Source organism: Curvibacter sp. PAE-UM (genome assembly GCF_001432305.1).
GTDB lineage: Bacteria > Pseudomonadota > Gammaproteobacteria > Burkholderiales > Burkholderiaceae_C > Hylemonella.
Window position 1 is genome coordinate 3,366,942 of record NZ_KQ483358.1, and the last position, 21,118, is coordinate 3,388,059.

Annotated in this window: 20 protein-coding genes; 13 read left to right on the top strand and 7 right to left on the bottom strand. The window is 66.1% G+C overall.

Annotation, left to right across the window (positions count from 1 at the left end):
- Position 1: 1 nt before the first annotated feature.
- Positions 2-931: a hydroxymethylbilane synthase gene (gene hemC / locus AO057_RS16100; protein ID WP_057676901.1), complete on the bottom strand. Its 930-nt coding sequence runs from the start codon at positions 929-931 to the stop codon at positions 2-4.
- A gap of 123 nt (positions 932-1,054) precedes the next feature.
- Between hemC and ppc the strand changes: the two genes are divergently transcribed.
- Entirely contained in the window at positions 1,055-3,856 is a 2,802-nt protein-coding gene (gene ppc, locus AO057_RS16105; RefSeq protein ID WP_057676902.1) for a phosphoenolpyruvate carboxylase, read from the top strand.
- Here the strand turns inward: ppc and AO057_RS16110 are convergent.
- From AO057_RS16110 to queE, 3 genes are all read right to left on the bottom strand, one after another.
- Positions 3,853-4,572, bottom strand: coding sequence for a hypothetical protein (locus AO057_RS16110; RefSeq protein ID WP_057676903.1), 720 nt, complete (start codon positions 4,570-4,572; stop codon positions 3,853-3,855). The genes ppc and AO057_RS16110 overlap by 4 nt on opposite strands.
- Positions 4,573-4,650: 78 nt before the next feature.
- Positions 4,651-5,016 carry a 6-carboxytetrahydropterin synthase gene (locus AO057_RS16115; protein WP_156404590.1) on the bottom strand — a complete coding sequence of 122 codons (366 nt, stop codon included), beginning with the start codon at positions 5,014-5,016 and terminating at the stop codon, positions 4,651-4,653.
- Positions 5,013-5,648 carry a 7-carboxy-7-deazaguanine synthase gene (queE, locus tag AO057_RS16120; protein ID WP_057676905.1) on the bottom strand — a complete coding sequence of 212 codons (636 nt, stop codon included), beginning with the start codon at positions 5,646-5,648 and terminating at the stop codon, positions 5,013-5,015. Before queE ends, AO057_RS16115 begins: the two co-directional genes overlap by 4 nt.
- A gap of 468 nt (positions 5,649-6,116) precedes the next feature.
- Here queE and AO057_RS16125 point away from each other — a divergent pair, with 468 nt between their 5' ends.
- The 10 genes from AO057_RS16125 to AO057_RS16170 all read left to right on the top strand — a co-directional run bounded on the left by AO057_RS16125 (position 6,117) and on the right by AO057_RS16170 (position 16,338).
- The gene (locus AO057_RS16125) at positions 6,117-7,007 is read left to right on the top strand and encodes a hypothetical protein (protein ID WP_156404591.1); all 891 of its coding nucleotides are present in this window, start codon (positions 6,117-6,119) and stop codon (positions 7,005-7,007) included.
- Positions 7,008-7,421: 414 nt separating this feature from the next.
- On the top strand, positions 7,422-8,720 hold the full coding sequence (locus AO057_RS16130; RefSeq protein WP_057676907.1) for a replication-associated recombination protein A: 1,299 nt from the start codon (positions 7,422-7,424) through the stop codon (positions 8,718-8,720).
- 48 nt (positions 8,721-8,768) lie between these two features.
- The gene (locus AO057_RS16135) at positions 8,769-9,689 is read left to right on the top strand and encodes a branched-chain amino acid ABC transporter permease (RefSeq protein WP_057676908.1); all 921 of its coding nucleotides are present in this window, start codon (positions 8,769-8,771) and stop codon (positions 9,687-9,689) included.
- Positions 9,690-9,697: 8 nt separating this feature from the next.
- Positions 9,698-10,789, top strand: coding sequence for a branched-chain amino acid ABC transporter permease (locus AO057_RS16140; RefSeq protein ID WP_057677344.1), 1,092 nt, complete (start codon positions 9,698-9,700; stop codon positions 10,787-10,789).
- Complete coding sequence (locus tag AO057_RS16145; RefSeq protein ID WP_057676909.1) at positions 10,786-11,595, top strand: ABC transporter ATP-binding protein; 810 nt, start codon at positions 10,786-10,788, stop codon at positions 11,593-11,595. The genes AO057_RS16140 and AO057_RS16145 overlap by 4 nt, the downstream gene beginning before the upstream one ends.
- Positions 11,592-12,314, top strand: a complete 723-nt coding sequence (locus AO057_RS16150; protein ID WP_057676910.1) for an ABC transporter ATP-binding protein — start codon at positions 11,592-11,594, stop codon at positions 12,312-12,314. The genes AO057_RS16145 and AO057_RS16150 overlap by 4 nt, the downstream gene beginning before the upstream one ends.
- A 119-nt stretch (positions 12,315-12,433) precedes the next feature.
- Positions 12,434-14,737 carry a penicillin-binding protein 1B gene (gene mrcB / locus AO057_RS16155; protein WP_057677345.1) on the top strand — a complete coding sequence of 768 codons (2,304 nt, stop codon included), beginning with the start codon at positions 12,434-12,436 and terminating at the stop codon, positions 14,735-14,737.
- A 33-nt stretch (positions 14,738-14,770) separates the two neighbouring features.
- Entirely contained in the window at positions 14,771-15,364 is a 594-nt protein-coding gene (locus tag AO057_RS18125; protein ID WP_057676911.1) for a tetratricopeptide repeat protein, read from the top strand.
- A 97-nt stretch (positions 15,365-15,461) separates the two neighbouring features.
- Positions 15,462-15,953: a GlcG/HbpS family heme-binding protein gene (locus AO057_RS16165; RefSeq protein ID WP_057676912.1), complete on the top strand. Its 492-nt coding sequence runs from the start codon at positions 15,462-15,464 to the stop codon at positions 15,951-15,953.
- A 4-nt stretch (positions 15,954-15,957) separates the two neighbouring features.
- Positions 15,958-16,338, top strand: coding sequence for a VOC family protein (locus AO057_RS16170; RefSeq protein ID WP_057676913.1), 381 nt, complete (start codon positions 15,958-15,960; stop codon positions 16,336-16,338).
- Positions 16,339-16,350: 12 nt separating this feature from the next.
- On the opposite strand, the gene AO057_RS16175 is transcribed toward AO057_RS16170, so the two are convergent.
- A complete protein-coding gene (locus tag AO057_RS16175) occupies positions 16,351-17,319 on the bottom strand; it encodes a Bug family tripartite tricarboxylate transporter substrate binding protein (RefSeq protein ID WP_057676914.1) in 969 nt (322 codons plus the stop codon).
- Positions 17,320-17,465: 146 nt separating this feature from the next.
- Between AO057_RS16175 and AO057_RS16180 the strand changes: the two genes are divergently transcribed.
- Positions 17,466-17,882 (top strand): hypothetical protein, encoded by a 417-nt coding sequence (locus AO057_RS16180; RefSeq protein ID WP_057676915.1) that lies wholly within the window; start codon positions 17,466-17,468, stop codon positions 17,880-17,882.
- A gap of 265 nt (positions 17,883-18,147) precedes the next feature.
- On the opposite strand, the gene AO057_RS16185 is transcribed toward AO057_RS16180, so the two are convergent.
- A complete protein-coding gene (locus AO057_RS16185; RefSeq protein WP_057676916.1) occupies positions 18,148-19,212 on the bottom strand; it encodes a CDP-6-deoxy-delta-3,4-glucoseen reductase in 1,065 nt (354 codons plus the stop codon).
- 45 nt (positions 19,213-19,257) lie between these two features.
- Between AO057_RS16185 and AO057_RS16190 the strand changes: the two genes are divergently transcribed.
- Entirely contained in the window at positions 19,258-20,178 is a 921-nt protein-coding gene (locus tag AO057_RS16190; protein WP_057676917.1) for an SDR family oxidoreductase, read from the top strand.
- Here the strand turns inward: AO057_RS16190 and AO057_RS16195 are convergent.
- The gene (locus tag AO057_RS16195; RefSeq protein WP_057676918.1) at positions 20,175-21,059 is read right to left on the bottom strand and encodes a LysR substrate-binding domain-containing protein; all 885 of its coding nucleotides are present in this window, start codon (positions 21,057-21,059) and stop codon (positions 20,175-20,177) included. The two genes, AO057_RS16190 and AO057_RS16195, sit on opposite strands and share 4 nt — an antisense overlap.
- Positions 21,060-21,118: the final 59 nt, after the last annotated feature.

Below are 21,118 nucleotides of genomic sequence, written 5' to 3' on the forward strand. Positions count from 1 at the left end.
TTCAGTGCTTCTCGGTATCCAGGGAGCCGCCGGCGCGCAGCACCCCATCCTTGAGCCGGGCTGCGACCTGCGTGCCCAGCACCTCGGCCGCATCCAGATCGGCCGCATCGGCCACCGCATCGGCGCGCACCAAGGCCACGCGGCCCTCCGGGTCACCCCAGGCGGCCTGGATCGTGAGATGGCCGCCCTCCAGCGTGGCGTAGGCCGCCAGCGGCATGGAACAGCTGCCGCCCATGGCACGGCTCACGGCGCGTTCGGCCGCCACGCGCAGCCAGGTGCCCTGGTGCACCAGCGGTGCCAGCGCGGCCGCGACGTCCTGGCGATCGCTGCGGATCTCGATGCCCAGCGCGCCCTGGCCGGCGGCGGGCAGCATCTCGCCCGGTGCGAAAACGGCACGAATGCGGTTTTCCAGGCCCAGGCGCTTGAGGCCGGCCGCAGCCAGCACGATGGCGTCGTATTGCCCTTCGTCCAGCTTGCGCAGGCGGGTGTCGAGGTTGCCGCGCAGCGGCTCGATCTTCAGGTCCGGGCGGGTCGCACGCAGCAGGGCCACACGGCGCAGGCTGGAGGTGCCCACCACGGCACCCTGCGGCAGCGCAGACAGGTTGGCGTACTTCGGTGAGACAAAGGCGTCACGCGGGTCCTCGCGCTCCATCACGCAGGCCAGGGCAAAACCCTCGGGCAGCTCCATGGGCACGTCCTTGAGCGAATGCACGGCCAGGTCGGCACGGCCTTCTTCCAGCGCCACCTCGAGTTCCTTGACGAACAGGCCCTTGCCGCCGACCTTGCTCAGCGAGCGGTCCAGGATCTGGTCGCCCTTGGTCGTCATGCCCAGCAGCGTGACGCTGTGGCCCTGTTGCTCCAGCAGGGCTTTCACGTGTTCGGCCTGCCAGAGGGCGAGGCGGCTCTCACGGGTTGCAATGGTCAGTTTCATCGGGCGCTTGGAGAGTGTGGAAAAGTCGCCGATGCATCAGTTACAGAGAGTAGACACATCAGCGAGCCGGCGATGCTAGCATGCATCGCACAGCCTCCATTTAACACCACACGGTACCTCGCCATGCCCGCCCCCGCCGCCCGCTCCCGAGACAACGAACGACCGCTGGTCGAAGACATCCGCCTGCTCGGCCGCATCCTCGGTGATGTGATCCGCGAGCAGGAGGGCAGCGCCGCCTACGAGCTGATCGAACAGATCCGCAAGCTCTCGGTGGCCTTCCGCCGCCACGACGACACGGAAGCCGACAAGACCCTGAAAAAGCTGCTCAAGGGCCTGAGCGACGACCAGACCGTCAGCGTCATCCGCGCCTTCACCTATTTCAGCCACCTGGCCAACCTGGCCGAGGACCGCCACCACATCCGCCGCCGCGCCGTGCACGAACGTGCCGGTAACGAGCAGGAAGGCAGCATCGACGTCGCCCTGTCGCGCCTGCGCTGGGCCGGCATCAGCCCCAAGATGATCGCCAACACCCTGGCGCACAGCTACCTCTCGCCCGTGCTCACCGCCCACCCCACCGAGGTGCAGCGCAAGAGCATCCTGGACGCCGAACGCGATATTGCCCGCCTGCTGACGCAGCGCGACGAGATCAAGACCCGCGCCGTGGGCGTGGACCCGCGCAAGGACATGCTGACCCCGCGCGAGCTGGCGGCCAACGAAGCCCAGCTGCGCGCGCGCGTGCTGCAACTGTGGCAGACCCGCCTGGTGCGCAGCAGCAAGCTCAGCGTGGCCGACGAGATCGAGAACGCGCTGAGCTACTACGAGCCCACCTTCCTGCGCGAGATCCCCGCCATCTATGCCAACCTGGAGCGTGAGCTGGGCCAGGCCCATGTGCACAGCTTCCTGCGCATGGGCCACTGGATCGGCGGCGACCGCGACGGCAACCCCAATGTGGGCGCGCACACCATGGCGATGGCCCTGGGCCGCCAGGCCGACGTGGCGCTGCGCCACTACCTGACCGAGGTGCACCTGCTGGGCAGCGAGCTGTCCGTCTCCGACCTGCTGGTGGGCTGCAGCCCCGAAATGCGCCAACTGGCCGACAGTTCGCCCGACACCAGCGAGCACCGCAAGGACGAGCCCTACCGCCGCGCCCTGATCGGCGTCTACGCGCGCCTGGCCGCCACCCTGCACGAACTCACCGGCGGCGAGGCCGCGCGCCACGCCGTGGCCCCGCAGAACCCCTATGCCAGCGCGGCCGACTTCCTGGCCGACCTGCAGACCATCGACACCTCGCTCAACACGCGCCATGGCGCCGCTCTGACGCAGCAGCGCCTGCGCCCGCTGATCCGCGCCGTCGAAGTCTTCGGCTTCCACCTGGCCACGCTGGACCTGCGCCAGAGTTCGGACAAGCACGAGGAAGTCATCGCCGAACTGCTGGCCACGGCGCGCATCGAGTCGCAGTACTCGAAGCTCGACGAAATGGCCAAGCGCGCCCTGCTGCTGCGCCTGCTGGGTGATGCCCGGCCGCTGCGCGTGGTGGGCGTGGACTACAGCGCCCACACGCAGAGCGAACTGGCCGTGTTCGAGACCGCACGGCAGATGCGCAAGCGCTACGGTGTCGAGGCCATCCGCCACTACATCATCAGCCACACCGAGACGGTGAGCGACCTGCTCGAAGTGCTGCTGCTGCAGAAGGAAGTGGGCCTCATGCGCGGCACGCTGGACGACCCGAACTGCATGAACGACCTGATCGTCGTGCCCCTGTTCGAGACCATCGAAGACCTGCGCCAGGCCGCGCCCATCATGCGCGACTACTACGCCCTGCCCGGCATCGCCGCGCTGATCCGGCGCAGCGGTGGCGAACAGGACATCATGTTGGGTTACTCCGACAGCAACAAGGACGGTGGCATCTTCACCAGCAACTGGGAGCTGTACCGCGCCGAGATCGCGCTGGTGGAGCTGTTCGACCAGCTCGCCCCCGTGCAGCTGCGCCTGTTCCACGGCCGTGGCGGCACCGTGGGCCGCGGCGGCGGCCCCAGCTACCAGGCCATCCTGGCCCAGCCCCCGGGCACGGTGCGCGGCCAGATCCGCCTGACCGAGCAGGGCGAGGTGATCGCCTCCAAATACTCCAACCCCGAGATCGGCCGGCGCAACCTGGAAACCCTGGTGGCCGCCACGCTGGAAGCCACGCTGCTGCAACCCACCAAGCCGGCGGCCCCCGCCTATCTGAAGGCCGCCGAGGCGCTGTCTCAAGGCAGCATGGCCACCTACCGCGCCCTGGTCTACGACACCCCTGGTTTTGCCGACTACTTCTTCGGTTCCACCCCCATCCGCGAGATCGCCGAACTCAACATCGGCTCGCGCCCGGCCTCGCGCAAGGCCACTCAGAAGATCGAAGACCTGCGCGCCATCCCGTGGGGCTTCAGCTGGGGCCAGTGCCGCGTCACCTTGCCGGGCTGGTACGGCTTCGGCACCGCCGTGGAGAACTTTCTGAACGCCGAAGGCCCCAAAGCCGCCAAGGAGCGTCTGGCCCTGCTGCAGAAGATGGCCAAACAGTGGCCCTTCTTCAAGACCCTGCTCTCCAACATGGACATGGTGATGGCCAAGAGCGACCTGGCCCTGGGCTCGCGCTACGCCGAACTGGTGGGCGACGGCAAGCTGCGCAAGAAGGTGTTCACCCAGATCGAGGCCGAATGGCAGCGCACCGTGCATGCGCTGACTCTGCTGACCGGCGAAAAACAGCGCCTGGCCGGCAACGCCGCCCTGCAGCGCTCCATCCGCCACCGTTTCCCCTACATCGACCCGCTGCACCACCTGCAGGTGGAGCTGATGCGGCGTTACCGCGCCGGCCAGGCCGATGAGCGCGTGCGCCGCGGCATCCACATCTCGATCAACGGCATTGCGGCGGGCTTGCGCAATACGGGCTAAGCTGGATCAGCCGGGGTCCACCGGCCTGTCGCCGGGCACACACGGGCCCGCGCGCCGTTGAGCCAGACCTGCTCATCCTCAAGGCGCAAGGCCGTTGTGGGGTCGATGTCGAAAGCGATCTGCAGCGCGTGCGCGACATGGGCATCCTCGATGGGTAGCTCCCAGCTCAGGAAAACCTGATCGCGCTCACGCTCGGGCGGGAAGTCACCCACATCAAAGCCGCTGCTGTTGCGATCAATGACGGCGTGCGGCTGGCCCGTATCGAAGATCACGGCCGTCCCCCTGGCCAAGGGGATGCGCTGACCGGTCGCCGGAAAATGCAGATCCAGCCCCCGGTCTTCGCTCAGGAAGAGATTGCAGAAGGCCGCACCGCCATAACGCTCGCCGTCATGGTGGTACCTCGCGCCGCGGCAGGCCATCAGGGCGACTTCACTGGAAGCCAGCACCTCCTGCAAACCGAGCGAACGTGTCCAGTCGGCCACCGTCTGCACGCAGAGGCGGTAATCCGGCCAGCGGACGCGCGCTCGCACCAAAGGCAAAGTCTCGACGTCGCCGGGCTCCAGGCCCAGGCGCAACGCGATCTCCCTTCGCCAATCGGCCACCAGCCTGGCAGGGGGCGCAGGCACATCAAGGGTTCCCATGGGCACGACATCGCTCACGCTTCGGCTGCGGATGGTTTCGCCACTCCAGTAATAGGAGGTTGGGGTATGTCGCATGGGATGCACTTGGTACGTGGCAAAAAACGCGGTTACCCGGCTGTTGCGCGTGTTGTCCCAACGCCGCGCTACAGGGCCTCACTCAGGCCGATAGACGCACTTGTCACCAATGGCATGACGCTCCACCGTCACCGCCGACAAGCCCGGCACCTTGGGCTGCAGTTCCTTCCAGATGAAGGCGCAGAGGTTCTCCAGCGTGGGGATGCCCAGGCCTGCCACCTCGTCGAGGAAATGGTGGTCCAGCTTCTCGCGCAGCACCTCCACCTCGCGCCGGACATAACCCAGGTCCAGCACCATGCCGGACGTCCCCTTGGGTTCCCCGCGGACGAAGACCTCGGCGTAATAGGTGTGTCCATGCACGCGCTTGCTGCCCTCGGCCTCGATCTCGCGGCGCAGGGTGTGGGCGGCGTCAAAGAAAAAACGCTGGCTGATTTCGTACATCAACGGATTCCGATCATCTTGTGCGACTGGATGCCCAGCCGCCATTGCGGGTGTTGCTGACAATATTCAATGGCGCGCTCGGTATTGGTGGCACGATCCGGCCCGTCCATGGGCTGCAGGAAGAAATGCTCGAAGGCCAAGCCTTCGAAACGCGCCGGATCCACCTCGACCTGCGGGTAGACCAGCTTGAGCTCGTTGCCCTGCTTTAGAACCACCTCGGCCTGGGCCTTGGGGCTGACGCAGATCCAGTCCAGCCCCGCCGGTGCCTGCACCGTGCCATTGGTTTCCACGGCAATCGTGAAACCACGCGCATGCAGAGCGGTGGTCAGCGCCTCATCCACCTGCAGCAGGGGCTCGCCGCCGGTCAGCACCACGTAGCGGCCGGCCCGACCTTGCGGTTCCCAGCTGTTCTCGATGGCCTCGGCCAGTGCATCGGCTGATGTGAACTTGCCACCACCGGTGCCGTCTGTGCCCACGAAGTCGGTATCGCAGAACTTGCAGACCGCGTTGGCCCGGTCTTCCTCGCGCCCCGTCCAGAGATTGCAGCCTGCAAAGCGGCAGAACACGGCAGCCCGGCCGGACTGGGCGCCCTCGCCTTGCAGGGTGTAGAAGATTTCTTTGACGGAATAGGTCATTTCTGGGTTTTGCGGTGCGAGACGAGATTTTCGCAGGTTATCGCTCTCTGCGATGCGCCCAAGCCAGCGAGGCAAGCCGGGTCTCGCCCCGGCGGGCGAGGTACTTTTCTTTGCTTCGCCAAAGCAAAGTACCCAAAAGAAAGGCGAGCCGGATTCGTCGACCCGCTGCGCGGGCACGCTGCGTTGCTCGGTCTGCGCGGGGTGCGCGCAAACTCGCTGCGCTCAAACATGCGCGCCCCTTTTTCCGCTCAGCCCTGCGCTACTCGCCTCCTCATTACGGCGGGGGGGGGAACCGGATACCGAAAACCACAAGGACGCGCCATGCGCGTCCTTCTTACCCTCGATTAGCCCTCAAATATCAATTAGACGAGGACCTCTCCGTATTCCGTATCAATCCTGGGTCAAGCTCATGTATAACAACTTAACAAAGATCGAGTACTTGGGCGTACCAGAAAGGGCCTGTTGATCATGAAGACAATTCTCTTCATTCTCTTGCTTGCCGGATACTCGTGCGCATTTTCTGCTTCAGCGGATTCAAAACCAAGAGCCGATAGCCACGCACAACAAACCGCTCCAAAGGAGATGGGAGCAAAAGCCGCCGTCTCCCTACTGGGAACCGACAAAAACCCGTTCATTGTTAAGCGCATCGATGACGTTGAAAGTCCTGAGAAGATTGCACAACAGGAGCAGGATCGCCTCGAAAAAGCATCAAACGAACGCGCCATCGTCACTTGGACGATAGTGATGGCGATTGCCAGCTTGCTGCTGGCAATCGTTGCATCAGTTCAGCTCGGAATGTTTTTGACGCAGCTTAGGTTAATGAAAGCTGGAGCCGAGGACACAAAAAACGCTGCTTTCGCTGCCAAGGCTCAGTCTGATGCGCTGATGGCCGCGGAACGCGCCTACGTAAAGATTTCACATGCTGCTCCAGGCATCACCCCTCTTACAGCCGGATTCAGCAACTACATTGAATTTGAAATCAAGAATTGGGGCAAAACACCAGCACATGTGACTGATGTGCACATCGGATTCAAGCTTCTTGAATACGGAGAAGCACTCCCAATACCGTATCCATTTGGAACGCAGTCGCGCGAGTCTTTCCCCAACGCCTTCTTGGTATCCGATGAGTCAATCTATATTGACAAGCATGTGTCCTTAGATCCTCTAAGTGACACAAGCAAGCAACTTTGGGTGTTTGGACACGTTGATTACATTGACGCATTCAATAGACGGTGGCGCGGCGGTTACGCCAGGAAATTCGTCGACAGCAAAGATAACAATCTCGCTTACAACACCGAGGCTCGGGATAACTTTGACCGAGAGCGCGTAATAGGTGAGGGTGATGATTGGAACAAGTAGTCCCGAACTAGCAACCGCTACTTGAGTTTGTCTGCAACGGTGCTGCTCGCTTCCTAATATCGGGGCGCGAAGCCTGAAGAATCAACGACCACAGAAGGACGCGCCATGGCGCGTCCTTGTGGTTTTCGATATCCGGTTCCCCCGCCGTAATGAGGAGACGAGTAGCGCAGGGAGCGGCGGATCAAGAAGCGCAGATGTTTGAGCGCAGCGAGTTTCTGCGCTTCCCGCCGGTCCCGAGCAACGCAGTGTGCCCGCAGCGACAGCGGAGGGTCGACGAATCCGGCTCGCCTTTCTTTCGGTTACCTTGCTTTGGCGAAGCAAAGAAAGGTGACTCGCCCGCCGGGGCGAGACCCGGCTTGCCACGATCGCCAAAGCACAGGCCAACAGAAAACCCGAAGCCCTAGAATCCCCCGCATGCCCCCAAGCGCCCCCTCGCATCAACCCCTGGCCGAACGCCTCCGCCCCAAAACCCTGGGCGAAGTCATCGGCCAGCAGCAGTTGCTGGGCGAAGGCATGCCCCTGCGCATCGCCTTTGAATCGGGCCAGCCGCATAGCTGCATCCTCTGGGGCCCGCCGGGCACGGGCAAGACCACCATTGCGCGGCTCATGGCCGATGCCTTTGGCGCGCAGTTCATCAGCATCAGCGCGGTGCTCGGCGGCGTGAAGGACATCCGCGAGGCGGTGGAGATGGCGCAGGTGGCGCTGGGCCAGGACAAAAGAACGATCGTCTTCGTGGACGAGGTGCACCGCTTCAACAAAAGCCAGCAGGACGCTTTCCTGCCGCACGTGGAGTCCGGCCTCTTCACCTTCATCGGCGCCACCACCGAGAACCCGTCCTTCGAGGTCAACTCGGCCCTGCTTTCGCGCGCGGCGGTCTATGTGCTGCAGTCGCTGAGCGAAGACGACCTGAAGCAGATCGTGCAGCGCGCCCTGGACATCAACGCCGTGCCGCCCATGGACGACACAGCGCGCGACCGATTGATCGCCTATGCCGATGGCGACGCGCGACGCCTGCTCAACACCCTGGAAACGCTGGCCGTGGCGGCCACGCAGCAGAAGCAGGCGCAGATCAGCGACGAGTGGCTGCTAAAGGTGCTGGGCGAGCGCATGCGGCGTTACGACAAGGGCGGCGAGCAGTTCTACGACACCATCAGCGCGCTGCACAAGTCGGTGCGCGGTTCAGACCCCGACGCATCCCTCTACTGGTTCATGCGCATGCTCGACGGCGGGGCCGACCCGCGTTACATGGCGCGCCGCCTGGTGCGCATGGCCAGTGAAGATGTGGGCCTGGCCGATCCGCGCGCCCTGCGCCTGGCGCTGGACGCGGCCGAGGTCTACGAGCGCCTGGGCTCACCCGAGGGCGAGCTGGCCCTGGCCGAGTGTGTGGTGTATCTCGCCATCGCGCCCAAGAGCAATGCCGTCTACAAGGCCTACAACGAGGCCAAGGCCTTCATCAAGAAGGACGGCACCCGCCCGGTGCCCATGCACCTGCGCAATGCACCGACCAAGCTCATGAAAGAGCTGGACTACGGCAAGGGCTACCGCTATGCGCATGACGAAGCCGGCGGTTTTGCGGCCGGTGAGAGTTATCTGCCCGAAGGCATGGCCGAGCCGGGTTTCTACCGACCCGTGGAACGCGGCCTGGAGATCAAAATCGCCGAGAAGATGCGTGCGCTGCGCGCGCTGAACGAAAAGAGTCGGAACCAGCCATAAAAACACGGGACCGGATGCAAGTGGCATGAAGCTTGCAGATGGGAATCTATGGACATCTTCCTGCAGCAAATCATCAACGGGCTGGTACTGGGCAGCATGTACGCATTGGTGGCGCTGGGCTACACCATGGTGTACGGCATCATCGGCCTGATCAACTTCGCGCACGGCGAGGTGCTGATGGTCGGCGCGCTGGTCAGCTGGAGCGTGATCGGCCTGCTGCAGCCCCTGCTGCCGCCCTGGCTGGTGCTGATCATCGCCCTCATCGTGGCCTGCGTGCTGGCCGCCGCGTTGAACTACAGCATCGAAAAGGTGGCCTACCGGCCGCTGCGCAACAGCCCGCGCCTGGCCCCGCTGATCACCGCCATCGGCATGTCCATCCTGCTACAGACCATGGCCATGATCATCTGGAAGCCCAACTTCAAGTCCTACCCCACGCTGCTGCCCAGCACGCCCATCCAGCTCGGCGGCGCCAGCATCACGCCCACGCAGATCATGATCCTGGTCGTCACGGCGCTGACACTCGCCGCGCTGATGTGGCTGGTACACGCCACCAAACTGGGCCGCGCCATGCGTGCCACCGCCGAAAACCCGCGCGTGGCCGCCCTCATGGGGGTGCAGCCCGACCGCGTGATCTCGGCCACCTTCATCATCGGCGCCGTGCTGGCCGCAATTGCCGGCGTGATGTGGGCCAGCAACTACGGCACCGCGCAGCACACCATGGGTTTCCTGCCCGGGCTCAAGGCCTTCACGGCGGCGGTCTTCGGTGGCATCGGTAACCTGGCCGGGGCGGTGGTGGGCGGCATCCTGCTGGGCCTGATCGAGGCCATCGGCGCCGGTTACATCGGTGACCTCACGGGCGGTGTGCTGGGCAGCCATTACGCCGACATCTTCGCCTTCATCGTGCTGATCGTGGTGCTGACGCTGCGGCCCTCGGGCCTGCTGGGCGAACGCGTGGCGGACCGGGCTTGACCATGCAGATGAATTCCCGTCACCGCCTCATCGCCATCGTGCTGGCCGCCATCGGCCTGCTGGTGCTGCCGCTGATCCTCCAGGGCTACGGCAATGCTTGGGTGCGCATCCTGGACATGGCCCTGCTCTTCGTCTTGCTGGCCCTGGGCCTGAACATCGTGGTGGGTTACGCCGGCCTGCTGGACCTGGGTTTCGTGGCCTTCTTCGCCATCGGCGCCTACATGTTCGGCCTGCTGGCCTCGCCGCACCTGAGCGACCACTTTCCCGCCTTTGCCGCCATGTTCCCCAACGGCCTGCACACGCCGCTGTGGCTGGTGATCCCGCTGGGGGCGCTGCTGGCCGGCGCTTTCGGCGTGCTGCTGGGGGCACCCACGCTGCGCCTGCGCGGCGACTACCTGGCCATCGTGACCCTGGGTTTCGGCGAGATCATCCGCGTTTTCCTGAACAACCTGGACCACCCGGTCAACATCACCAACGGCCCCAAGGGCATAGGCCAGATCGACTCCATCAAGTTCTTCGGTTTTGACCTGGGCAAGAAGCTCAACATCCTGGGCTTCGACGTGGCGCCGGTCACCATGTACTACTACCTCTTCCTCGCGCTGGTGGTGGTGAGCGTGGTGATCTGCCACCGCATCGAGTTCTCGCGCATCGGCCGCGCCTGGATGGCCATCCGCGAGGACGAGATCGCCGCGAAGGCCATGGGCATCAACACGCGCAATATGAAGCTGCTGGCCTTCGGCATGGGCGCCACTTTCGGCGGCGTCTCGGGCGCCATGTTCGCGGCCTTCCAGGGTTTCATCTCGCCCGAGTCCTTCAGCCTCATGGAGTCCGTGATGATCGTGGCCATGGTGGTGCTGGGCGGCATCGGCCACCTGCCGGGCGTGATCCTGGGCGCGGTGCTGCTGGCCTCCCTGCCCGAGGTGCTGCGTTATGTGGCCGGCCCGCTGCAGTCCATGACCGACGGGCGGCTTGACGCCTCCATCCTGCGCCAACTGCTGATCGCCCTGGCCATGATCGTCGTGATGCTGCTGCGCCCGCGCGGCCTGTGGCCCTCGCCCGAACACGGCAAGGTCCGTCGCACCAAGGGGGGACCGGCATGAGTGCGCATCACGCCGACGCCCTGCTGCATGTCAGCGGCGTCTCCAAACGCTTCGGCGGCCTGCAGGCCCTCAACGATGTGCACCTGCGCATCCAGCGCGGCCAGGTCTACGGCCTGATCGGCCCCAATGGTGCGGGCAAGACCACTTTCTTCAACGTCATCACCGGCCTGTACACCCCCGACAGCGGCAAGTTCGAGCTGGCCGGTCTGGCCTACAAGCCCACGGCCGTGCACGAGGTGGCGCGTGCCGGCATCGCACGCACCTTCCAGAACATCCGCCTCTTTGCCGACATGACGGCGCTGGAGAACGTGATGGTGGGGCGGCACATCCGCTCGGGCTCCGGCCTGCTGGGTGCCATCTTCCGCACCCGCGGCTTCGAGCGCGAGGAAGTGAACATCACCCGGCGCGCCAACGAGCTGCTGGACTACGTGGGCATAGGCCACCTGGGTGACTACAAGGCGCGCACCCTGAGCTATGGCGACCAGCGCCGCCTGGAGATCGCCCGCGCCCTGGCCACCGAGCCGCTGCTGCTGGCCCTGGACGAACCGGCCGCCGGCATGAACGCCACCGAGAAGGTGGAACTGCGCGCGCTGATCGAACGCATCCGCACCGATGGTGTCAGCGTGCTGCTGATCGAACACGACGTGAAGCTGGTCATGGGCCTGTGCGACCGCGTCACCGTGCTGGACTACGGCCGCCAGATCGCCGAGGGCACACCGGCCGACGTGCAGAAGAACGAGAAGGTCATCGAGGCCTACCTGGGCCACGCCGGCGCCAAGACCGCCGCGGAGGCCACCGCATCATGAGTGACAACAAGGACGTGCTGCTGCAGGTCCACGGCCTGAAGGTGGCCTACGGCGGCATCCAGGCCGTCAAGGGCGTGGACTTCGAGGTGCGCCGGGGCGAGCTGGTCTGCCTGATCGGCTCCAACGGCGCCGGCAAGACCAGCACCATGAAAGCCGTGACCGGCACCCTGCCCTGCCTGGGCCAGTTGCATTACCTGGGCCGTGCCCTGCGCGGCCAGGGGCCCTGGGACCTGGTGCGCCAGGGCCTGGCCATGGTGCCCGAGGGGCGCGGCGTGTTCACGCGCATGAGCATTGCCGAAAACCTGCTCATGGGCGCCTACACCCGCGACGACAAGGACGGCATCGCGACCGACCTGGAGCGCATGTACACCCTGTTCCCGCGCCTCAAGGAACGCCACACCCAGCTGGCCGGGACGCTCTCCGGCGGCGAGCAGCAGATGCTGGCCATGGGCCGCGCCCTGATGAGCCGCCCCCAGCTGCTGCTGCTGGACGAACCCTCCATGGGCCTGAGCCCCATCATGGTGGACAAGATCTTCGAGGTGGTGCGCGAGGTCTCCAGCCAGGGCATGACGGTGCTGCTCGTCGAGCAGAACGCCAGCCGCGCCCTGGCCCTGGCCGACCGGGGCTACGTCATGGAGTCCGGGCTCATCACGCTGTCCGGCCTGGCCCAGGACCTGCTGCACGACCCGGCCGTGCGCGCCGCCTACCTGGGCGAATAGGGCGCGAACGCGCGTAACAAGCCGTACAGGCCCGCGGGCCGCCCGCCCCGGCCCCTACAATCGACGGAGTTCACCCTGTGGGCGCGCACGCCGCTGCCCCGCCCCTCACGGACCTCCCCATGCATAGGCTGTCACCGTTCCTGAATCGTCTGCGTGCCTTGCCCCGCCTGCCCTGGAAAAAACCGGGGCTGGCCTTGCGGCTCATCGCCTGGTCGCTGCTGCTGGTCCTGGCGGGTTTCACCCTGTACCTGGACATCACCATCCGCGAGGCCTTCGAGGGCCGCAAGTTCGCGCTGCCGGCGCGCGTCTACGGCCGCGCGCTGGAGGTGTACCCCGGACTCAAGCTCACACCCGCGCGACTGGTGGAGGAACTGCGCGCGCTCGGCTACCGCGAGAACCCCGAGCCGCAGGAAGCGGCCACCTATCGCCACGTCCTCGATGGCGTGGAGTTCACGACCCGTGACTTCGTGTTCTGGGACGGCCCCCAGCCCAGCCAGCGCCTGCGCGCGGTGTTTGCCGAGGGCAAGGTCGCCCAGCTGCAGGAGCGCGGCACCGGGGACAAGGAGATGCCGCTGCTGCGCATCGAGCCGCCCCTGATCGGCGGCATCTACCCCGGGCACAACGAAGACCGCGCGCTGCTGCGGCTGGACCAGGTGCCGCGCGTGCTGGTCGACACGCTGATGGCCGTCGAGGACCGCAAGTTCCAGACGCATTGGGGCATCGATCCGCGCGGCATCGCGCGCGCGCTGTACCGCACGCTCAGCGGCCAGCGCGTGGAAGGCGGCAGCACGCTGACCCAGCAGCTCGTCAAGAATTTCTTCCTCAGCTCGGAACGCACGCTCACGCGCAAGGGCACGGAAGTGCTCATGTCCCTGCTGCTGGAAATGCACTACAGCAAGGACGAGATCCTCGAGACCTATCTCAACGAGGTCTACCTGGGGCAGGACGCCAGCCGCGCGATCCACGGCGTGGGGCTGGCCAGCCACTTCTATTTCGACCGGCCGCTGGAGCGGCTGGAACTGCAGGAGATCGCCCTGCTGGTCGGCATGATCAAGGGGCCGGGCGTCTACGATCCGCGCAACAAGCCCGAGCAGGCACTGCAGCGGCGCAACGTGGTGCTGCAGGAGATGGTGAAACTCGGTGTCATCACGCAGGCCCAGTTCGTGCCGGCGCGCGACAAACCCCTGGGCGTGATCCGCCGCGCGCCCACGGGCACCTCGCCCTATCCGGCCTTCCTGCAGTACGTGCAGCGTCAGCTGCAGCGCGACTACCGCGAGGAAGACCTGCGCAGCGAAGGCCTGCGCATCTTCACCACGCTGGACCCGCGCGTGCAGCGCGAGGCCGAGCAGGCCCTGGCGCAGCGCCTGACCCAGCTGGAGACCACGCGCAAGATCCCGGTCAACTCCCTGGAAGGCTCGGTGGTCGTCAGCAGTACGCAGCAAGGCGAGGTACTGGCGCTGGTGGGCGGGCGCCAGGCGCGCTATGCGGGCTACAACCGCGCCATCGACGCCAAGCGGCAGATCGGCTCCCTGGCCAAGCCCCTCGTGTTCCTGACGGCGCTGGAGCAACCATCAAAGTACACGCTGCTCACGCCGCTGGACGACTCGCCGCTGGTCTGGCGCCAGCGCGGCGCACCGGACTGGAAGCCGATGAACTACGACCGCAAGTTCAACGGCCAGGTCCCGCTGGGCACGGCACTCGCCCGCTCGCTGAACGTCTCCACGGCGCGCCTGGGCATCGACCTGGGTGTGGAACGCATCCTGGACAAGCTGCCGCGCTTTGGCGTTGGGCGGCCGTCGCCCTATCCGTCCAGCCTGCTGGGCGCGTTCGAGCTCTCGCCCATCGAAGTGGCACAGGTCTACCAGACCCTGGCCGACGGAGGCTTTCGCACCCCCCTGCGCGCCATCCGCGAGATCGTCACGGCCGACGGCAGGCCGCTGCAACGCTACCCGCTGAGCGTCGAAGCTGTGGCCAGCCCGGCCCCGGTCTATCTGCTGACCACGGCCCTGCAGGGCGCGGTACGCGATGGCACGGCCCAGGGCCTGAGCAACTGGGTCGCACCCGAAGTCCGCGTGGCCGGCAAGACCGGCACCACCGATGACCTGCGCGACAACTGGTTCGCCGGCTACACCGGCGACATGGTGGCGGTGGTCTGGGTCGGCCGCGACGACGCCAAGTCCACCGGCCTCACAGGTGCCACGGGCGCCATGACCATCTGGGGCGAGATGATGAAGAACCTCCAGCCCGAGCCCTTGTCACCCGAGGTGCCGGAAGACATCGAATTCGCCTTCATCGACCCGGCCAGCGGCCAGCGTTACAAGGAAGAATGCAAGGGCGCCGTGTCCGTGCCCTTCATCAAAAGCTCGCTGCCGCCCGAGACGGCCTGCCCGGACGTGCCCGCACTCAACACCATGAGCCCCTAGCAGAGCATCCAGACTCCAGACCCCGATCACCTCATGCGTCACCTCAGCTTCCTGCCTCTTCTGCGCCTGGCCCTGGCCGGGTCCATCGTCGTCTGGCTGACCGGCTGTGCCAGCGTGTCGCCGCCAGGCACCCCGACCTCGCCGCCGACGGAGCCGGGCAGGCCGCAGGAACAGGCGACAGCGGGCAGTGCACCCCCGTCCGCTGTCCCGTCCGCGGTGGCTCAGCCGTCCGACACCGCCACACCCCTGCCGGCCGAGGCCGGCAGCGAAACGGTGGCGCCACCGCCACCGGTCTCCAGCAACCGCGCCGTGGTCGCCCTGCTGGAACGCGCACGCCAGGAGGCCGGCAGCGGCCGGCGTGAGTCCGCCGGCGCTTCGCTGGAGCGCGCCCTGCGCATCGAACCGCGCAACGCCTGGCTGTGGCATGAGCTGGCACGACTGCGCCTGACCCAGGGCCAGTATGCGCAGGCCGTGTCCCTGGCCCAGAAATCGAACAGCCTGGCGGTCCGGGAGCGCACGCTGCAAGCCCTGAACTGGCACCTCATTGCCGATGCGCGCATCGCCCAGGGCGACCCGGCCGGTGCGGCACAGGCACGCAAGCTCGCCGAGGACCTGCAGCGGCCCTGAAGCCTTGGCTGGCGATCTCCAGTGCGTGCGCCGCTGGACCGGCCGCCGCTGTCAGGCTACGATGGCAGGCTCTGTGTTTGATCTGAAAGGCTGCATCATGAAACTCAGGTTCCTCCCCCTGGTGGCCGTGCTTCTCGCGGGCCACGCCACGGCCCAGGAGGCCGTATTCCAGACCAAATCACTGACACCCGAGGCTGCCCTCAAAGCAGCCCAGGCGGCCCTGGAGTCCTGCCGCAAGCAGGGCTACCAGATCGCCGTGGCCGTGACCGACCGCACGGGCCTGCTGCAGGTGCTGCTGCGCGACCGCTTTGCCGGTGCGCACACGGTCACGGTCGCCACCGACAAGGCCTGGACGGCGGCCAGCTTCAAGACCTCCACGCTCGAGTTCGGCAAGGACACGCAAGCCGGCAAGTCCATGAGCGGCATCCGCCAGGTACCGCGTGTCGTCGCGGCCGGTGGCGGCCTCCCCATTGAAGCCGGCGGCACACTGGTGGGCGCCATCGGCATCTCGGGCGGCCCCGGCGGCGAAGCCGACGAGGCTTGCGCCAAGGCCGGAATCAAAGCCATCGCCGACGCGCTCGAACTCTGAGCTGATGCGCATCGACAGCCTCGACCACCTGGTGCTGACGGTGGCCGACGTGGCGGCCACCTGCACCTTCTACCAGCGCGTGCTGGACATGGAGGTGGTGACCTTCGGTGCCGGCCGCAAGGCCCTGGCCTTTGGCGCGCAGAAGATCAACCTGCACCAGGCCGGCCGCGAGTTCGAGCCCAAGGCCCAGCGGCCCACGCCGGGTTCGGCCGACCTGTGCTTCCTGACGTCCGTACCGCTGGCCCAGGTGCAGGCGCACCTGGCGGCCGCTGGCGTGACCATCACCGAAGGCCCGGTGCAGCGCACCGGCGCGCAAGGCCCCATCCTCTCGGTCTACTTCCGCGACCCGGACCTCAACCTGATCGAGGTCTCGAACCGGCTCTAGCCAGCGAGGTCTTCAATCCACCTTCGCACCGGAGGCCTTGACGACCTTCTCGTACTTGGCGAGTTCAGCTTTCATGAAAGCACCGAATTCCTCGGGTGTGGTCGGCACGGGTTCGGCCATCAGCGCGGCAAAGCGGGTCTGCGTCTCGGGTGCCTGGAGCGCAGCCACGAAGGCCTGGTTCAGGCGGGCCAGCACCTCTTTGGGCGTGCCCGCCGGCGCCACCAGCCCCCACCAGGTATCCACCGCAAAGCCTGGCAGCGTCTCGGCCACGGCCGGTACCTGCGGCAAGGCGGGTGCACGTTTCAGCGTGGTGACCGCCAGGGCCTTGAGCTTGCCGGCGCGGATGTTGGCGGAAGCCGTGGCCAGGTTGTCGAAGTTGAAATCCACCTGGCCGCTGAGCAGGGCCAGCTGTGCCGGGTTGCCCCCGTTGTAGGGAATGTGCACGGCAAAGATGCCCGCCTGCGACTTGAAAAGCTCGCCCGCCAGGTGGCCGGCGCTGCCGTTGCCACCGCTGCCGTAGTTGAGCCTGCCGGGGTTGGCCCGGGCATAGGCGATCAGGTCCTGCAAGGTATGAATGTTCAGGCGCTGGGCGGTCTCGGCGTTGATGACCAGCACATTGGGCACGCGCAGCATCTGCGTGATGGGCGCGAAGTCTGCATCGGCCCTGTAGGGCATCCTGCTATAGAGCCAGGGGTTGACGGCGTGCGTGGCCGTGGCGGCAATGCCGATGGTCAGGCCGTCGGGCGCGGCCTTGGCCACGGCGTCGGCACCGATATTGCCGCCGGCACCTGCGCGGTTCTCGATGATGACGGTGCCAAGGCTGTCCTTGACACGCTCGGCGAGCGCACGCGCTGTGATGTCGATGGGACCACCGGCCGCATAGGGCACGATCAGGCGGATGGGCCTGGTCTGGGACAGGGCCGGGACGCCAGCCAGCGCCAGCGCGGCCAGGACGAGGAGAGGAAGGGCGCGTCGTTTCATGCCTGCATTGTGCAAAATTCGGCGCCCCTGTCATCCGTCACATTTACAAGACTTTGCAGAAAGAACGTCAGCCGACCGCGCGGTCGACCGCGTTGCAGGTTCATGGAAGTTTTTTCTTCCATGCTTCAACCCACAAGGAGTTCCGCATGAAAACCAAGATGTTGCTCGGTATCCTGGCCCTGGCCGCCAGTGGCGCCTACGCCCAGTCCGCCAATATGGGTAGCGCACCCAACCCCACGGCCACGCCGCGTGTGGACCAGCGCGAGGCGAACCAGGAGCGCCGCATCCAGCAGGGCGTGCACTCGGGCCAGCTGACGCAGCGCGAAGCCCATCGTCTGGAAAACCAGCAGGGCCGCATCGACCGCGCCGAAGACAAGGCCAAGGCCGATGGCAAGGTCACCGCCAAGGAACGTGCCCACCTGGGCAATATGCAGGACCGCGCCAGCCAAGACATCGGCCGCGAGAAGCACGACCGCCAGCGTGACATGAACCACGACGGCCGCAAGGACCGCCAGCATGCGGATCGCGGCAACACCGAGCGCCACCAGGGCAAGCGCCACTGACACCGTTCAACAAAAAAGGCCCGCCGTTGGAAGACGGCGGGCCTTTTGCCTTGGTGCGGTTCTGAAACTCAGGCGGCCACTCTATGACTACCGGCGCTACGCGCCATTCAAACCCGAGAGTTGTGGCTACGACACGGTGCTGCGCACCTTAACTTCGCTGCGCGAAGTTAGCCTGGGCCGCAAGAGGAAGGGCTTGTGGCTACGGCCGGCGCTAACGCGCCTTAACTTGGCTACGCCAAGTTAGCCTGCGCCGCAAACATGGCGCTTACGCGCCATGTTTGTCCGCCTCGCTGGTGAAGGCGTCGGCGTAGAACTCCTCCTCGGGCAGCCCGGCCTGGGCCACGTAGTCACGTCGGGCCGAGTCCACCACGATGGGCGCGCCGCAGGCGTAGACCTGGTGGCCCGACAGATCGGGGAAATCCTGCAGCACGGCCTGGTGCACGAAACCCGTGCGGCCGGCCCAGTGGTCTTCGGGCAGGGCATCGGACACCACTGGCACGTAACGCAGGTTTGGCATCTCCTGCGTCTTCTGCAACATCCAGCCGTGCATGTAGAGATCGGCCGGGCGGCGCCCGCCCCAGTAGAGCGTGGCCGGACGGGTGATACCTTTGTGCTGCATCTGCTCGATCAAGGCCTTGACGGGCGCGAAACCCGTGCCCGAAGCCAGCAGCACCAGAGGCTTGTCGCTGTCCTCGCGCAGGTAGAAGCTGCCGTAGGGGCCTTCGATGCGCAGGATCTCCTTTTCCTTCATGGCACCGAACACGTGGTCGGTGAACTTGCCGCCAGGCATGTGGCGGATGTGCAGTTCCATCGTCGCGCCCACCGGCGGCGTGGCCGTGGGCTGGCCCGCGCGGCTGTGCGGCGCATTGGCCATGGAATAGCTGCGCCGCGCGCCGTCACGCAGCAGGAACTCGATGTACTGGCCGGCATGGAACTGGAAGCTGTCATTGGCAGGCAACTGCAGCACTACGCGCATGACATCGGGCGAGACCTTTTGCATCTCGTTCACGCGCACCGGCATCTTGCGGATCGGGAAGGCACCGGCCTCCGTCACCTGGCGCGATTCCAGCACCACGTCGCTCTGCGGCAGGCCACAGCAGGTCAGAACGTAACCGGCGGCTTCCTCAGCCTCGCTCAGGGCCTTGCTCTGGTGCGGGCCATGCACCACGGTGCCGGAAATCTTCCTGCATTTGCAGGAGCCGCAGGCGCCGTCCTTGCAGCCATAGGGCAGGCCAATGCCGGCGCGGATGCCGGCGGCCAGCATGGCTTCGCCGGGGAGAACCTCGAAACTGCGGCCACTGGGCTGCACGGTAACCTGGTGGGTCGACATCTTTTCGTTATCCTTGGACAGTTTTTCGACGCAAAGACAGGAATTTTGCCAGTGTTAACAAGCCCCCTGGGCGCGCTGCCCATGCGCTTCAGGCGCCAGCGCGTGCTGATCATCGGCTGCGGCGACGTGGGCCAACGCGCCGCTGCCGCCTTGCCCGCCCGCGTGCGGGTGCTGGCGCTCACCTCGACACCGGGACGACGCGCTGAGCTGCGCGCACGCGGCATCACGCCGCTGTTGGGCAACCTGGATGACAGGGCCACGCTGCACCGCCTGGCTGGCCTGGCTACGAGAGTGCTGCACCTGGCGCCGCCGCCGGGCGAGGGCAAGGGGGACCCGCGCACCCACGCCCTGCTGAGCGCCTTGCGACGGCGCACGCCACCTGCCGCCCTCGTCTACGGATCGACCAGCGGTGTCTACGGCGACTGCGCCGGCGAGTGGGTCGCGGAAACCCGCCCCCTGCGCGCTGGCACGCCACGCGCCCAGCGGCGCGTGGCGGCCGAGAGGCTGGTGCGCTTCCACGGCCGCAGCAGCGGCATGCGGACCAGCATCCTGCGCATCCCGGGCATCTATGCGCCCGACCGCGAGGGCGGCACCCCGCGCGAACGGCTGCAACGCGGCACGCCGGTGCTGCGCGCCGAGGACGACGTCTACACCAACCACATCCACGCCGACGACCTGGCACGCGCCTGCGTGGCCGCCCTGTGGCGCGGCGCGGCACAACGGGTCTATCACGCGAGCGACGACACACAGCTGAAGATGGGCGACTACTTCGATCTGGCAGCCAGGCTGTATGGCCTGCCCCAGCCGCGCCGCATCTCGCGTCAGGAAGCCAAAGAGCAGCTGTCACCGATGCTGCTGAGCTTCATGAGCGAATCGCGGCGCATGGACAACACGCGCCTGAAGCGCGAGCTGCGTGTCGTACTGCGCTACCCGCAGGTGACGGGCGGATTGCGCCAGGGACCCTAGGAAATCTGCTGGAACAGCCAGTCGCGAAACAGCGCGATCTTGGGCAGGCTCTCCTCGCCGGAGCGGAAGTAGACGAAATGCGTCTCCTGCTCGATGGCCTTGAACTCGCGCTTGCCGAGTTCCATCAACTCACCGCGCTTGAGCGCCCGCTCGGCCAACCGCGTGCTCTCCAGCGCCACACCCATCTGGTCCACGGCCGCGGAGATCACCAGCGCGGCACGGTCGAATGAAGAGCGGGGATGCTCCGGCATCTCCAGCCGGTTCAGGCGGAACCAATCGGCCCAGGTCGCCTTGCTCAGGGGGGAATCGATCAGCGGCAGCTGGGTGATACGCCGGGCGGGGGAAACACCCTTCTTCAGCAGCGCCGGTGAACACAGCGGGACGATCCGCTCCTTGCCCAGGGGCAGCACGGTGACCTCGGCGCGCCGGGGCGGCGCGCCATAGGAGATCGCAACATCCAGCTCGTTCATGCGCGCCAGGTCGATGGGATCGGAACTCGATGTCATGCGGATGGTGATGTCCGGATGCGATTTCATGAACAGGGGCAGGCGGGGGCCCAGCCAGTTCACGGCGAAGCTCGGAGAGCAGTGCAAGGCCAGCACCTGTGCCTTGGGCGACAGGCGAACCTCCTTGCAGGCCACCTCCATCGCATCGAAGACGCGCGACAGGGTTTCGAGCAGGCGCCGGCCCTCGGGTGTGGGTTCGACCCGGCGGTTGCGGCGCAGGAAGAGCGGCCGGCCGAAATGCTCCTCCAGTTCCCGGATCTGGTGGCTGATGGCCGACTGGGTCAGATGCAGCTCTTCGGCCGCCTGGGTGAAGCTCTCCAGACGGGCCGCGGCTTCGAAAGCGCGCAGCAGCACGAAGTTCGGCATTTTTCTCATTAATGCAATATCCAGATGAATGAATTTTGTTCATGGTTTCATGAACAAGCATCACTTGT

Excerpts from the sequence above, each read along its gene's own strand:
- AO057_RS16140 (WP_057677344.1), top strand. The coding sequence starts at position 9,698 with ATGAATTCCCGTCACCGCCTCATCGCCATCGTGCTGGCCGCCATCGGC.
- AO057_RS16130 (WP_057676907.1), top strand. The coding sequence starts at position 7,422 with ATGCCCCCAAGCGCCCCCTCGCATCAACCCCTGGCCGAACGCCTCCGC.
- AO057_RS16170 (WP_057676913.1), top strand. The coding sequence starts at position 15,958 with ATGCGCATCGACAGCCTCGACCACCTGGTGCTGACGGTGGCCGACGTG.
- AO057_RS18125 (WP_057676911.1), top strand. The coding sequence starts at position 14,771 with ATGCGTCACCTCAGCTTCCTGCCTCTTCTGCGCCTGGCCCTGGCCGGG.
- mrcB (WP_057677345.1), top strand. The coding sequence starts at position 12,434 with ATGCATAGGCTGTCACCGTTCCTGAATCGTCTGCGTGCCTTGCCCCGC.
- AO057_RS16165 (WP_057676912.1), top strand. The coding sequence starts at position 15,462 with ATGAAACTCAGGTTCCTCCCCCTGGTGGCCGTGCTTCTCGCGGGCCAC.
- AO057_RS16185 (WP_057676916.1), bottom strand. The coding sequence starts at position 19,212 with ATGTCGACCCACCAGGTTACCGTGCAGCCCAGTGGCCGCAGTTTCGAG.
- AO057_RS16110 (WP_057676903.1), bottom strand. The coding sequence starts at position 4,572 with ATGCGACATACCCCAACCTCCTATTACTGGAGTGGCGAAACCATCCGC.
- AO057_RS16180 (WP_057676915.1), top strand. The coding sequence starts at position 17,466 with ATGAAAACCAAGATGTTGCTCGGTATCCTGGCCCTGGCCGCCAGTGGC.
- AO057_RS16145 (WP_057676909.1), top strand. The coding sequence starts at position 10,786 with ATGAGTGCGCATCACGCCGACGCCCTGCTGCATGTCAGCGGCGTCTCC.
- AO057_RS16135 (WP_057676908.1), top strand. The coding sequence starts at position 8,769 with ATGGACATCTTCCTGCAGCAAATCATCAACGGGCTGGTACTGGGCAGC.
- AO057_RS16175 (WP_057676914.1), bottom strand. The coding sequence starts at position 17,319 with ATGAAACGACGCGCCCTTCCTCTCCTCGTCCTGGCCGCGCTGGCGCTG.
- queE (WP_057676905.1), bottom strand. The coding sequence starts at position 5,648 with ATGACCTATTCCGTCAAAGAAATCTTCTACACCCTGCAAGGCGAGGGC.
- hemC (WP_057676901.1), bottom strand. The coding sequence starts at position 931 with ATGAAACTGACCATTGCAACCCGTGAGAGCCGCCTCGCCCTCTGGCAG.
- AO057_RS16150 (WP_057676910.1), top strand. The coding sequence starts at position 11,592 with ATGAGTGACAACAAGGACGTGCTGCTGCAGGTCCACGGCCTGAAGGTG.
- AO057_RS16195 (WP_057676918.1), bottom strand. The coding sequence starts at position 21,059 with ATGAGAAAAATGCCGAACTTCGTGCTGCTGCGCGCTTTCGAAGCCGCG.
- AO057_RS16125 (WP_156404591.1), top strand. The coding sequence starts at position 6,117 with ATGAAGACAATTCTCTTCATTCTCTTGCTTGCCGGATACTCGTGCGCA.
- ppc (WP_057676902.1), top strand. The coding sequence starts at position 1,055 with ATGCCCGCCCCCGCCGCCCGCTCCCGAGACAACGAACGACCGCTGGTC.